Below are 11,935 nucleotides of genomic sequence, written 5' to 3' on the forward strand. Positions count from 1 at the left end.
AAAATCAAATGCGCCCTGATCGGGCCCGGCAACATCGGCACCGACCTGCTGGCCAAGCTGCAGAGGAGCAGCGTGCTCGAACCCGTGTGGATGGCCGGCATCGACCCGGAGTCCGATGGCCTCAAGCGCGCCCGTGAAATGGGCATCAAGACCACCTCGGACGGGGTCGAAGGCCTCATCCCGCACATGAAAGCCGACGGCGTGCAGATCGTCTTTGACGCCACCAGCGCCTACGTGCACGCGGAAAATTCGCGCAAGGTAAACGAGCAGGGCGCGCTGATGATCGACCTCACGCCCGCGGCCATCGGCCCGTTTTGCGTGCCGCCGGTCAACCTCAAGGAGCACCTGGGCCAGGGCGCAATGAACGTCAACATGGTCACCTGCGGCGGCCAGGCCACGATTCCCATGGTCGCGGCGGTTTCCCGCGTGCAGGCCGTGGCCTATGGCGAAATCGTGGCCACCGTGTCGTCCAAGTCGGTCGGCCCCGGCACGCGCAAGAACATCGACGAATTCACCCGCACCACGGCCGGTGCGGTCGAGCAGGTGGGCGGCGCCAAGAAGGGCAAGGCGATCATCATCGTCAACCCGGCCGAGCCGCCGCTGATGATGCGCGACACCGTGCACTGCCTGACCGAGGAAGAGCCCGACCAGGCCGCCATCACGTCGTCCATCCACGACATGATCCGCGAAGTGCAGAAGTACGTGCCCGGCTACCGCCTGGTCAATGGCCCGGTGTTCGACGGCAAGCGCGTGAGCGTGTTCCTCGAGGTCGAGGGCCTGGGCGACTACCTGCCCAAGTACGCCGGCAACCTGGACATCATGACCGCCGCCGCCGCCCGCACGGCCGAGATGTTCGCCGAAGAAATCCTGGCCGGTTCGCTCACGCTTGAACCTGTGCCCGCGTAAAGAGACCGCACATGACCAACACACTCCAAGGCAAAAAAGTCCGCCTGCACGACATGACGCTGCGCGACGGCATGCACCCCAAGCGCCACCTGATGACGCTGGAACAGATGAAGACCATCGCCTGCGGCCTGGACGCTGCGGGCATGCCGCTGATCGAGGTCACCCATGGCGACGGCCTGGGCGGCAGCTCGGTGAACTACGGCTTTCCCGCGCACACCGACGAGGAATACCTCGGCGCGGTGGTTCCGCTGATGAAGAACGCCAAGGTCTCGGCCCTGCTGATCCCCGGCATCGGCACCGTCGACCACCTGCGCATGGCGTACGACCTGGGCGTGCACACCATCCGCGTGGCCACGCACTGCACCGAGGCCGACGTCAGCGAGCAGCACATCGGCATGGCGCGCCAGCTCGGCATGGACACCGTGGGCTTTTTGATGATGAGCCACATGAACAGTGCCGAGGGCCTGGTCACGCAGGCCAAGCTCATGGAAAGCTATGGCGCCAACTGCATCTACATCACCGACTCGGCCGGCCACATGCTGCCGCACGACGTGACGGAAAAGCTCGGCGCCGTGCGCCAGGCCCTGAAGCCCGACACCGAGCTGGGCTTTCATGGCCACCACAACCTGGCCATGGGCGTGGCCAACAGCCTGGCCGCCATCGAGGTGGGCTGCAGCCGCATCGACGCGGCCGCCGCGGGCCTGGGCGCCGGTGCCGGCAACACGCCGATGGAAGTGCTGGTGGCCGTGTGCGACCGCATGGGCATCGCAACCGGCGTCGACGTCTTCAAGATCCAGGACGTGGCCGAAGACCTGGTGGTGCCGATCATGGACTTCCCGATCCGCATCGACCGCGACGCGCTCACGCTCGGCTATGCGGGCGTGTACGGCTCGTTCCTGCTGTTCGCCAAGCGTGCGAGCGTGAAGTACGGCGTGCCGGCGCGCGAAATCCTCGTCGAGATGGGCCGCCGCGGCATGGTCGGCGGCCAGGAAGACATGATCGAAGACACCGCGCTCACGCTGGCCAAGGCGCGCGGACTGCAAGTGGCTTGAAGGACAAGAACATGGCATTGAACGCATCCACCCTCGACCAGCTTGCCGAACTGCTGGAAAACTGCCAGCTCCAGGCGCAAGACACGCTCAAGATCACGGACTCGCACCCCGACATGGACTGGGACGACGCCTACGCCGTGCAGGACCGCATCCTGGCGCGCAAGCGCGCGCGCGGCGCCCGCGTGGTCGGCTACAAGGCGGGCCTGACCTCGCACGCCAAGATGCAGCAGATGGGCGTGACCGACCCGGTGTTCGGCTTCCTGGTCGACGAGTTCGTCGTGGCCGAAGGCGCCGAGATCCAGGTCAGCGACCTGATCCATCCCAAGGTCGAGCCCGAGATCTGCTTCATCACGCGCACCGAGCTCAAGGGCCCCGGCTGCCACATCGGCGCCGTGCTGGCCGCCAGCGACGTGGTGCTGCCCGGCATCGAGGTCATCGACAGCCGCTACCGCGATTTCAAATTCGACCTCAAGAGCGTGGTGGCCGACAACACCTCGGCCGCGCGCTTCGTGGTCGGCGGCCGCATTGCATCGGCGCGCGACGTGGACCTGCGCACGCTCGGCGTGGTGCTCGAGAAAAACGGCCAGGCCGTGGCGCTGGGCGCCGGCGCCGCGGTGCTCGGGCACCCTGCCGCCGCCGTCGCCATGCTGGTCAACCACCTGGGCCGGCGCGGCCAGTCGCTGCCGGCCGGCTCGCTGGTGCTCTCGGGCGGCATCACCGAGGCGGTGTCGGTGCAGGCGGGCGACAACATCACGCTGCGCATCCAGAACCTGGGCAGCGTGTCGGTTCGTTTTGTGTGACAGAAAAGAAAGGCAGAAAAATGCAACGGAGACAAATCATCGCCGCCGGCGTGGGCGCCGCCCTGTCGGCCCCGCTGGCCACCTGGGCGCAGGACGCCTGGCCCTCCAAACCGGTCAGGCTGATCGTGCCGTTTCCGCCGGGCGGACCGACCGACGTGATGGGCCGCACGGCGGCCAAGGTCATGGCCGAGAAGCTGGGCCAGCCCTTCGTGGTCGAAAACAAGGCCGGCGCGGGCGGCAACATCGGCACCGAGGCCGTTGCCAAAGCGGCTACCGATGGCTACACCATCGGCCTGTCGGCGATCAGCAGCCTGGCGATTGCGCCGCACCTGTACGCCAAGGTGCCGTTCTCGGTCGAGAAGGACTTTGCGCCGATCTCGCTCGTGGGCACCTCGCCCTGCGCCATCGTCGTCCACCCGAGCGCGCCGTTCAGCGACCTCAAAGGCCTGGTGGCCTACGCCAAGGCCAACCCCGGCAAGCTCAACTACGCGACCTCGGGCATCGGCACCAGCAACCACCTGGCGGCCGAACTGCTGCAGGCCACGGCGGGCATCCAGCTCACCAGCGTGCCCTACAAGGGCTCCAGCCAGATCGTGCCGGACCTGCTCTCGGGCATGGTCATGATGAGCATGGAAAGCTCGCTGGCAACGACGCTGCAGCACATCAAGGCCGGCAAGCTCAAGCCGATCGCCGTGACATCGACCAAGCGCTCGCGCGCGCTGCCGGAGGTGCCGACGATTGCCGAGTCGGGCTACCCGGGCTTCGAGGTCGAGACCTGGTTCGGACTGGTCGCGCCCGCGGGCACGCCGCGCGCCATCGTGGACAAGCTCCAGGCCGCCTGGCGCGACGGCTCGAAGATGCCCGAGGCCATCAGCGCGTTCGATGCCATCTCGGCCGACATCCGCGTGCAGACACCGGCGCAGTTTTCCGACTTCATGCGCACCGAGAACGTGCGCTGGGGCGAGCTGATCCGCAAGCTGGGCATCAAGCTCGACTGACCCCGGGCGACGACATTCAAGGAAGCCACCATGCCATTTGCCCAGATTTACATGATCGAAGGCCGCACCACCGAGCAGAAGAAAGCCGTGATCGAAAAGGTCACAGAGGCCCTGCACCAAGCCGTCGGTGCCCCCAAGGAAAACGTGCGCGTGTGGATCCACGACGTGCCCAAGGAGAACTGGGGCATTGCGGGGATCAGCGCCCAGGAACTCGGGCGCTGAGCGCCGGCGCACCAGGCTCATTCCTGTTTTGATAGCGTGTAGCGCTTTCTGGGCAAGCGTTACACGCTGTTTTTATTGGAAACCCCCGGCACCCCGCCAACTCACAGCATGAAGTCGTACTCCAGCGTGATGGGCGCATGGTCCGAGAATTTCTCGTCCTTGTAGATGTGTTCGCTGCGCGCCAGCGCGGCGACGGCGGGCGTCGCCAGGTGGTAGTCGAGGCGCCAGCCGACGTTCTTGGCATAGGCCTGGCCGCGGTTGCTCCACCAGGTGTAGGCGGTGTCGGTGGCGTCGGGCCGCAGATGGCGGTAAACGTCGACCAGGCCGCCGCTGTCATCGCTTGTGTGCAACAACTTTGTCATCCAGGCGCGCTCCTCGGGCAGGAAGCCGCTGTTCTTCTGGTTGCTGCGCCAGTTCTTCAGGTCGATCTGCTGGTGCGCGATGTTGATGTCGCCGCAGAGGATGAATTCGCGCTCGGCCTTGGCGCGCATCAGGTGCGGGTGGAACTCGTCGAGGAAGCGGAACTTGGCCAGCTGGCGCTCCTCGCCCGACGAGCCGCTCGGGAAGTAGGCGCTGATGATGGAGAGCTTGCGCGCCGGCGTGTCAAAGCGCAGCTCGAGGTAGCGCCCCTCGGCGTCGAACTCGGGCGAGCCGTAGCCGATGTGCACGTCGCTGGGCTCGTGGCGCGTGTAGATGCCGACGCCCGAATAGCCCTTTTTCTGCGCAAAATGGAAATGCCCCTGCAGGCCCGCGAGCCGTTCGAACTTGCCCTGCACATCGGCCGCCTGGGCCTTGACCTCCTGCACGCAAATACAATCCGGCCGTGTTGCGGCAATCCAGGCTTCCACGCCCTTGCTGGTGGCGGAGCGGATGCCGTTGAGGTTGAGGCTGGTTAACTTGAACAAGGAATTTCCCATGGTTGGTAGCGCGCAGTCAGCAGAGCAGGACCGTTTGGCGCAGGATTTTGTGCGTTTTGCCGTGGAGTCGGGGGTGTTGCGCTTTGGCGAATTCAAGACCAAGGCGGGGCGCATGAGCCCGTATTTCTTCAACGCGGGTCTGTTCGACGACGGCGCGAAGATGGGTCGGCTGGCCGAATTCTATGCAAAAGCGCTGCTGGCCAGCGGCACCGAGTTCGACATGGTGTTCGGCCCGGCCTACAAGGGCATTCCGCTGGCCGCCACGGTGGCGGTGGAGCTGGCGCGCCAGGGCCGCAATGTGCCGTTTGCCTACAACCGCAAGGAGGCCAAGGACCATGGCGAGGGCGGCACGCTGGTGGGCGCGCCGCTGCACGGGCGGGTGCTGATCATCGACGACGTGATGTCGGCCGGCACGGCCGCGCGCGAATCGATTGCGCTGATCGAGGCGGCGGGCGCCACGCCCCACGCGATGGCGATTGCGCTCGATCGCCAGGAGATGGCCACGGAGAATGGCCGCGACGTGGCACACAGCGCGGTGCAGTACGTGCGCGGCCAGCTGGGCCTGCAGGTGTGTGCGATCGCCACGCTGGCAGACTTATTGCATTACCTCGCGCACAGCGAGGGCGGCGGCGAGATGGCCGCACACCACGAACGGGTGCTGGCCTACCGCCAGCGCTATGGCGTCAACGAGGAAGGACCCACCCATTGAACAGCAAACTGTGCCGCCCGGCATGGACCCGGGCCATGGCCGGCGCGCTTCTGGCGGGCCTGTGCATGGCCGCGGCGGCGCAGCAGCCAGCGCAGACGCCCGCCAGCATCTACACCTGTGTGGACAAAGCCGGGCGCAAGCTCACGTCCGACCGCCCGATCAGCGAGTGCATCGACCGCGAGCAGCGCGAACTGGGGCCGTCGGGCACGGTGCGCCGCGTCATCGGTCCGACCCTGACGGACCATGAGCGCGCCGCCCTCGACGTGCAGCGCCGCAAGGCGCAGGAAGAGCTCCACCGCCTCCAGGAAGAGCGCCGCCGCGAGCGCGTGCTGGTGGCGCGCTACCCCGACCAGGCCGCGCACGACGCCGAGCGCATGGCGGCCCTGGCGCTGGTGGACGAGGTCAGCGACGCGGCCGCCACGCGCATTCTCGCGCTGCGCCAGCAGCGCAAAGCGCTCGACCAGGAGATGGAGTTCTACCGCAAGGACCCGGCCAAGGCGCCGATGAAACTGCGCCGGCAGCTCGCCGAGAACGACGAAGGCGTCCAAGAGCAGCAGCGCTTTCTGGCCGCGCAGGAGCAGGAAAAAGGCCGTGTGAACCAGCGCTTCAACGCCGAACTGGCGCAGCTCAGGCGCCTGTGGGCGGCGCAGAATGTGCCGCTGGGCACGTTGCCCGCAGCCGATGCGGCGGCTTCTGCGCTCGCACCCGCGCTGCGCTGACCGTGGCGGGGGCGCAGGCGCCCGGCCTGCACCACGTTCCCCTGGTTGCCCTCAGCCGCCCAGGCGCGCGCGCAGCAGGTCGGTGGCCTGCTGCGGATTGGCCTTGCCCTTGCTGGCCTTCATGACCTGGCCGACCAGCGCATTGAACGCCTTGTCCTTGCCGGCCTTGAACTGCTCGACGTTGCCGGGGTTGGCGGCGATCACCTCGTCGACGATCTTCTCGAGCGCGCCGGTGTCGTTCATCTGCTTGAGGCCCTTGGCCTCGATGACGGCGTCCACGTCCGCGGCGTCGCCGCTCCACAGCGCTTCGAACACCTGCCGCGCGGCATTGTTGGAGACGGTGCCGTCGGCAATGCGCCCGACCAGGTGGCCCAGCTGCGCGGCGCTGACGGGGGCGGCGTCGATGCCCGCATCCTGCAGGTTCAACCGGCGCGAGACCTCGCCCATGATCCAGTTGCTGGCCAGCTTGGCCTGGCCGCTGGCGCGCGCGGCCTGCTCGAAATACGCCGCCATGGCCTTGCTCTGCGTGAGGATCGTGGCGTCGTACTCGGGCAGGCCGTAGTCCTGCACGAAACGCGCGGCCATCACGCGCGGCAGCTCGGCCATCTCGGCGCGCACGCGCTCGACCCATTCGGGCGCCACCACCAGCGGCGGCAGGTCGGGGTCAGGGAAATAGCGGTAGTCGGCCGCGTCTTCCTTGGTGCGCATGGCGCGCGTCTCGCCCGTGTCGGGGTTGAACAGCACGGTGGCCTGCGCGATCGCGCGGCCGTCCTCGATCTCTTCGATCTGCCAGCGGATCTCGTAGTCGATCGCCTGCTGCATGTTCTTGAAGCTGTTGAGGTTCTTGATCTCGCGGCGCGTGCCCAGCGGCTGGCCCGGCTTGCGCACCGAGACGTTGGCATCGCAGCGGAACGAGCCTTCCTGCATGTTGCCGTCGCATACGCCAATCCAGGTCACGAGCTTGTGCAGCTCGCGCGCATAGGCGACTGCCTCTTCGGACGAGCGCATGTCGGGCTCGGTCACGATCTCGAGCAACGGCGTGCCGGCGCGGTTGAGGTCGATGCCGCTCATGCCATGGAATTCCTCGTGCAGCGATTTGCCCGCGTCTTCTTCGAGGTGGGCGCGCACCAGGCGCACGGTCTTCTTCTCTTCGCCGAGCAGAAACGAGAGCTCGCCGCCCTGCACCACCGGGATCTCGAACTGGCTGATCTGGTAGCCCTTGGGCAGGTCCGGGTAGAAGTAATTCTTGCGCGCGAAAATGCTCACCGGCGCAATGGTGGAGCCGAGGGCCAGTCCCAATTTGATAGCACAGGCGACGGCCTCGCGGTTCATCACCGGCAGCGTGCCGGGCAGCGCCAGGTCGACGGCGCAGGCCTGGGTGTTGGGCTCGGCGCCAAAGGCCGTGGAGGCGCGACTGAAGATCTTGCTCTGCGTGGCGAGCTGGGCGTGGGTCTCGAAGCCGATCACGACTTCGTAGCCCTGGATGAGTTTGGCGGTGGTCATGGCTGGGCACCCTGCGGCTGTTGCAGGTGGAAGTCGGTGGCCTGCTGGAAGCGGTGCGCCGCGTTCAACAGCCGGGCTTCGGCGAAGTAGTTTCCGATCAGCTGCAGGCCGACGGGCATGCCGCCGGCGCCAAAGCCGGCCGGAATGCTCATGCCCGGCAGGCCTGCCAGGGACGCCGGCAGCGTGAAGATGTCGGCGAGATAATCGGCCAGCGGGTCGCTGCCGTGCTCTCCCAGCTTCCAGGCCACGGTGGGCGCCACCGGGCCGGCGATCAGGTCGCAGTCCTGGAAGGCGCGCTGGAAGTCGTCGGCGATCATGCGGCGGATTTTTTGCGCCTGCAGGTAGTAGGCGTCGTAGTAGCCGTGCGAGAGCACGTAGGCGCCGGTCATGATGCGGCGCTTGACCTCGTCGCCGAAACCTTCGGCACGGGTCTTCTTGTACATGTCTTCGAGGTCGGTGAAGTCGCGGGCGCGGTGGCCGAACTTCACGCCGTCGAAGCGGCTCAGGTTCGAGCTGGCCTCGGCCGGGGCAATGATGTAGTAGACCGGAATCGACAGCTCGGTGCGCGGCAGGCTGATGGGCACGAGCCGGGCGCCCAGCTTTTCGTATTCGCCCAGCGCGGCATCGACGGCGCCACGCACATCGGGGGCCAGGCCGCCGCCAAAGAACTCTTTGGGAATGCCGATGCGCAGGCCGTCGAGCGGATCGTTCAGCGTGCGGCTGAAGTCCTCGGAGGGCATGTCGAGCGATGTCGAGTCGCGGTCCGGATCGGGGCCGCACATGGTGCTCAGCAGCAGCGCGCAGTCTTCGGCGCTGTGCGCCATGGGGCCGGCCTGGTCGAGGCTGGAGGCAAAGGCCACCATGCCATAGCGCGACGCCCGGCCGTAGGTGGGTTTGATGCCGGTGATGCCGCAAAAGCTGGCCGGCTGGCGGATCGAGCCGCCGGTGTCGGTGCCGGTCGCGGCCGGCACGAGGCGCGCGGCCACGGCGACGGCGCTGCCGCCGGACGACCCGCCGGGGATGCGCGCGGTGTCCCAGGGGTTGCGCACCGGCGCGGGCGCACCAAAGCCCACGGGCGCCACGGCCGAGTTCTCGTTGGCCGAACCCATCGCGAACTCGTCGCAATTGAGCTTGCCGAGCGTGACGGCGCCGGCCTCGGCCAGGCGCGTGACCACGGTGGCGTCGAACGGCGAGCGGTAGCCCACCAGCATGCGCGAGCCGGCCGTGGTGGGAAAGTCGCGCGTGACGAAAATGTCCTTGTGCGCGAGCGGCACGCCCTCGAGCGGGCCGGCCGTGCCTGCGGCGATGCGCGCGTCGGCCGCGTGCGCCTGGGCCAGCGTGGCGGCTTCGTCGATGGCGACAAAGGCGCCCAGCGACTGGTGGCTGCGCGCGCGCGCCAGAAAATGCTGGGCCGTTTCGGTGGCGCTCACGCGCTTCTCGCGCAGCGCGGCCGCGAGGGCGGCAACGCCGAGCGCGTGCAGGGGCGGTTGGGTTGAAGTCATGCGGGGCTCATTCGATCACTTTGGGCACCAGAAACAGGCCCCGCTCGACGGCCGGGGCGCTGCGCTGGTTGGCTTCGCGCTGGTCGGGCTCGCTGGCCACGTCCGCGCGCAGGCGCAAGGCCACGCTCTGGATGGTCGCCACCGGGTGCGCCAGGGGCTCGATGCCCCCGGTGTCGACCGCGCGCATTTGCTCGACGGTGTCGAAAAAGCCGTTCAACTGAACGAGCATGCGCCCACTTTCTGCGGGGCTGAGTTCCAGCCGCGCCAGATGGGCGATGCGATCGATGTCCTGGGGGGTCAATGCCATGGGAAAGAAAACGCGTCAGAAACCGGATGTAAAGCTGTGACCTGGCACAGGCCAGCGAGAGGCAATCACAGGGGATGCGTTATTATCCCGCCTTTGCCGCAATAGCCTCGAAACCGCCGGTCATTGTGCGAAAAAGAGCCCATTTTGACCCCCAAAACCCGGCGATGGCAGGCCGACGTGCATGCTGTGCCCGAGAGGATTTTTGAATGTTCGGAGCTTTCCGTCGGTATTTCTCCACCGATCTCGCCATCGACCTTGGCACCGCCAACACCCTGATCTTCGCCCGCGACAAGGGCATCGTGCTTGACGAACCTTCGGTCGTCGCGATCCGCCATGAAGGCGGTCCCCACGGCAAGAAAGTCATCCAGGCCGTGGGCCGCGAGGCCAAGGCCATGCTCGGCAAGGTGCCCGGCAACATCGAGGCCATCCGCCCGATGAAAGATGGCGTGATCGCCGACTTCATCATCACCGAGCAGATGATCAAGCAGTTCATCAAGATGGTGCACCCGCGCACCCTGCTCACCCCCAGCCCGCGCATCATCATCTGCGTGCCTTGCGGCTCGACGCAGGTCGAGCGCCGCGCCATCAAGGACGCGGCCGAAGCCGCTGGCGCCACCGCCGTCTACCTGATCGAGGAACCCATGGCCGCCGGCATTGGCGCGGGCCTGCCGGTGTCCGAGGCCTCGGGCTCCATGGTGGTCGACATCGGCGGCGGCACGACCGAGGTCGGCGTGATCTCGCTCGGCGGCATGGTCTACAAGGGCAGCGTGCGCGTGGGCGGCGACAAGTTCGACGAGGCCATCATCAGCTACATCCGCCGCAACTACGGCATGCTGATCGGCGAGCCCACGGCCGAGGCCATCAAGAAGAACATCGGCTCGGCCTTCCCGGGCTCCGAGGTCAAGGAGATGGAAGTGCGTGGCCGCAACCTCAGCGAAGGCGTGCCGCGCAGCTTCACCATTTCCTCCAACGAAGTGCTCGAAGCGCTGACCGAGCCGCTCAACCAGATCGTCTCGGCGGTCAAGAACGCGCTCGAACAGACCCCGCCCGAGCTGGGCGCCGACATCGCCGAGCGCGGCATGATGCTCACGGGGGGTGGCGCGCTGCTGAGCGACCTGGACCGCCTGCTGGCCGAGGAAACCGGCCTGCCCGTGCTGGTGGCCGAAGACCCGCTGACCTGCGTGGTGCGCGGCTGCGGCATTGCGCTGGAGCGCATGGACCGCTCGGGCGGCATCTTCACCAGCGAATGAAGCACCGGGGCCTGTGGATAGCCCCCCTGCACCGCGCGACCGCATGACCGTTCCTGTCTTGTCTCCCGCCGAGCACGCGCTGGCCATGGCCGTGCGCGGCGCTGACTGAGCGCCCCTGCCATGCCGCTGGGCACACTGGACCGCACCACCCCTTCCTTTCTCCGGCAGGGGCCGTCGGCCTTGTCGCAGATCGTCCTGTACAGCGCGTTGGCGCTGTTTTTGATGGTGGCCGACGCACGCTTCCAGGTCACCGGCCCGCTGCGCCAGGCGGTGGCCACCGTGCTTTACCCGGTGCAGTGGCTGATGCTGCGCCCGGTGGAGTGGGCCCACCTGGGCGCCGGCTACTTCCAGTCCCTGCAAAGCGCCCAGGCCGAAGCCGATGCGGCGCGCGCGGCGCTGGTGCTCCAGTCGCAGCGCGCCACCCAGGCCGACCAGCTGCTGCAAGAGAACGCGCGCTTGCGCAACCTGCTGGCGCTGCGCGCACGCCTGGACGCACCGTCCCAGGCGGCGCAGATCCTCTATGACGCCCCGGACCCCTACACCCGCCGCGTGGTGGTGGACCGCGGCCAGATGGAAGGCGTCGAGCTGGGCGCGCCGGTGCTCGACGAGTCCGGCATCCTGGGCCAGGTCACGCGCGTGCACCCTTTCCTCAGCGAGGTGACGCTGCTGGTGGACCGCGACCAGGCCATCCCGGTGCTCAACATCCGCACCGGCGCGCGCGGCGTCGCGTATGGCGACCCGGTCGCCAGCCACGGCGGCGGCATGGAGCTGCGCTTCATGTCGGCCAATGCCGATGTGCAGGAGGGCGACATGCTCACCACCAGCGGCATGGACGGCGTGTACCCGCCCGGCTTGCCGGTAGCCCGCGTGGTCCGCGTGGAGCGCCGCGCCGACTCGGCCTTCGCCCGCATTTACTGCAAACCCATGGCCCAGATCGATGGCGCGCGCCACGTCATGCTGCTCACCCCCGTGACCGGACAGGTGCCCCCACGCCCCGCGCCGGCGCCGTCCGTTCCGGCCAAGAAGGGCCGCAAATGAGGCGCCTGCCCC

At 67.6% G+C, this 11,935-nt stretch carries 13 protein-coding genes; 9 read left to right on the forward strand and 4 right to left on the reverse strand.

Translation table 11 applies throughout. The features are described from left to right. The 5 genes from B2J89_RS14510 to B2J89_RS14530 all read left to right on the forward strand — a co-directional run. Positions 1-906: acetaldehyde dehydrogenase (acetylating) (locus B2J89_RS14510; protein WP_169169780.1), on the forward strand; the 906-nt coding region annotated here is incomplete at its 5' end. Between the two features lie 11 nt (positions 907-917). Next, positions 918-1,958: a 4-hydroxy-2-oxovalerate aldolase gene (gene dmpG, locus B2J89_RS14515; RefSeq protein WP_169169781.1), complete on the forward strand. Its 1,041-nt coding sequence runs from the start codon at positions 918-920 to the stop codon at positions 1,956-1,958. Positions 1,959-1,969: 11 nt separating this feature from the next. Beyond that, positions 1,970-2,758: a 2-oxo-3-hexenedioate decarboxylase gene (dmpH, locus tag B2J89_RS14520; RefSeq protein ID WP_169169782.1), complete on the forward strand. Its 789-nt coding sequence runs from the start codon at positions 1,970-1,972 to the stop codon at positions 2,756-2,758. A gap of 20 nt (positions 2,759-2,778) precedes the next feature. Beyond that, positions 2,779-3,756 carry a tripartite tricarboxylate transporter substrate binding protein gene (locus B2J89_RS14525; RefSeq protein WP_169169783.1) on the forward strand — a complete coding sequence of 326 codons (978 nt, stop codon included), beginning with the start codon at positions 2,779-2,781 and terminating at the stop codon, positions 3,754-3,756. Between the two features lie 30 nt (positions 3,757-3,786). Further along, positions 3,787-3,978: a 2-hydroxymuconate tautomerase gene (locus tag B2J89_RS14530; protein WP_169169784.1), complete on the forward strand. Its 192-nt coding sequence runs from the start codon at positions 3,787-3,789 to the stop codon at positions 3,976-3,978. A 101-nt stretch (positions 3,979-4,079) separates the two neighbouring features. On the opposite strand, the gene B2J89_RS14535 is transcribed toward B2J89_RS14530, so the two are convergent. Next, positions 4,080-4,883, reverse strand: coding sequence for an exodeoxyribonuclease III (locus B2J89_RS14535; RefSeq protein ID WP_169169785.1), 804 nt, complete (start codon positions 4,881-4,883; stop codon positions 4,080-4,082). A 10-nt stretch (positions 4,884-4,893) separates the two neighbouring features. Between B2J89_RS14535 and pyrE the strand changes: the two genes are divergently transcribed. Together pyrE and B2J89_RS14545 are read left to right on the forward strand one after the other, a co-directional pair. After that, positions 4,894-5,604 (forward strand): orotate phosphoribosyltransferase, encoded by a 711-nt coding sequence (gene pyrE / locus B2J89_RS14540; protein ID WP_169169786.1) that lies wholly within the window; start codon positions 4,894-4,896, stop codon positions 5,602-5,604. A 35-nt stretch (positions 5,605-5,639) separates the two neighbouring features. Continuing rightward, positions 5,640-6,323 (forward strand): DUF4124 domain-containing protein, encoded by a 684-nt coding sequence (locus tag B2J89_RS14545; RefSeq protein ID WP_371809079.1) that lies wholly within the window; start codon positions 5,640-5,642, stop codon positions 6,321-6,323. 51 nt (positions 6,324-6,374) lie between these two features. Here the strand turns inward: B2J89_RS14545 and gatB are convergent, their stop codons facing one another. From gatB to gatC, 3 genes are read right to left on the reverse strand one after another with little or no spacing between them, the layout of a single operon-like run. Beyond that, complete coding sequence (gatB, locus tag B2J89_RS14550) at positions 6,375-7,826, reverse strand: Asp-tRNA(Asn)/Glu-tRNA(Gln) amidotransferase subunit GatB (protein WP_169169787.1); 1,452 nt, start codon at positions 7,824-7,826, stop codon at positions 6,375-6,377. After that, complete coding sequence (gatA, locus tag B2J89_RS14555; RefSeq protein WP_169169788.1) at positions 7,823-9,328, reverse strand: Asp-tRNA(Asn)/Glu-tRNA(Gln) amidotransferase subunit GatA; 1,506 nt, start codon at positions 9,326-9,328, stop codon at positions 7,823-7,825. Before gatA ends, gatB begins: the two co-directional genes overlap by 4 nt. A 7-nt stretch (positions 9,329-9,335) precedes the next feature. After that, the gene (gene gatC / locus B2J89_RS14560; protein ID WP_169169789.1) at positions 9,336-9,635 is read right to left on the reverse strand and encodes an Asp-tRNA(Asn)/Glu-tRNA(Gln) amidotransferase subunit GatC; all 300 of its coding nucleotides are present in this window, start codon (positions 9,633-9,635) and stop codon (positions 9,336-9,338) included. 206 nt (positions 9,636-9,841) lie between these two features. Here gatC and B2J89_RS14565 point away from each other — a divergent pair, with 206 nt between their 5' ends. Together B2J89_RS14565 and mreC are read left to right on the forward strand one after the other, a co-directional pair. Next, a complete protein-coding gene (locus B2J89_RS14565) occupies positions 9,842-10,885 on the forward strand; it encodes a rod shape-determining protein (RefSeq protein WP_169169790.1) in 1,044 nt (347 codons plus the stop codon). Between the two features lie 120 nt (positions 10,886-11,005). Further along, the gene (gene mreC, locus B2J89_RS14570; RefSeq protein WP_169169791.1) at positions 11,006-11,923 is read left to right on the forward strand and encodes a rod shape-determining protein MreC; all 918 of its coding nucleotides are present in this window, start codon (positions 11,006-11,008) and stop codon (positions 11,921-11,923) included. Positions 11,924-11,935: the final 12 nt, after the last annotated feature.

The organism is Acidovorax sp. SRB_24 (genome assembly GCF_012931925.1).

Coding starts and splice junctions, on each gene's coding strand:
- B2J89_RS14530 (WP_169169784.1), top strand. CDS start 3,787: ATGCCATTTGCCCAGATTTACATGATCGAAGGCCGCACCACCGAGCAG.
- B2J89_RS14545 (WP_371809079.1), top strand. CDS start 5,640: ATGGCCGGCGCGCTTCTGGCGGGCCTGTGCATGGCCGCGGCGGCGCAG.
- gatA (WP_169169788.1), bottom strand. CDS start 9,328: ATGACTTCAACCCAACCGCCCCTGCACGCGCTCGGCGTTGCCGCCCTC.
- B2J89_RS14565 (WP_169169790.1), top strand. CDS start 9,842: ATGTTCGGAGCTTTCCGTCGGTATTTCTCCACCGATCTCGCCATCGAC.
- dmpH (WP_169169782.1), top strand. CDS start 1,970: ATGGCATTGAACGCATCCACCCTCGACCAGCTTGCCGAACTGCTGGAA.
- gatC (WP_169169789.1), bottom strand. CDS start 9,635: ATGGCATTGACCCCCCAGGACATCGATCGCATCGCCCATCTGGCGCGG.
- gatB (WP_169169787.1), bottom strand. CDS start 7,826: ATGACCACCGCCAAACTCATCCAGGGCTACGAAGTCGTGATCGGCTTC.
- dmpG (WP_169169781.1), top strand. CDS start 918: ATGACCAACACACTCCAAGGCAAAAAAGTCCGCCTGCACGACATGACG.
- mreC (WP_169169791.1), top strand. CDS start 11,006: ATGCCGCTGGGCACACTGGACCGCACCACCCCTTCCTTTCTCCGGCAG.
- B2J89_RS14525 (WP_169169783.1), top strand. CDS start 2,779: ATGCAACGGAGACAAATCATCGCCGCCGGCGTGGGCGCCGCCCTGTCG.
- pyrE (WP_169169786.1), top strand. CDS start 4,894: ATGGTTGGTAGCGCGCAGTCAGCAGAGCAGGACCGTTTGGCGCAGGAT.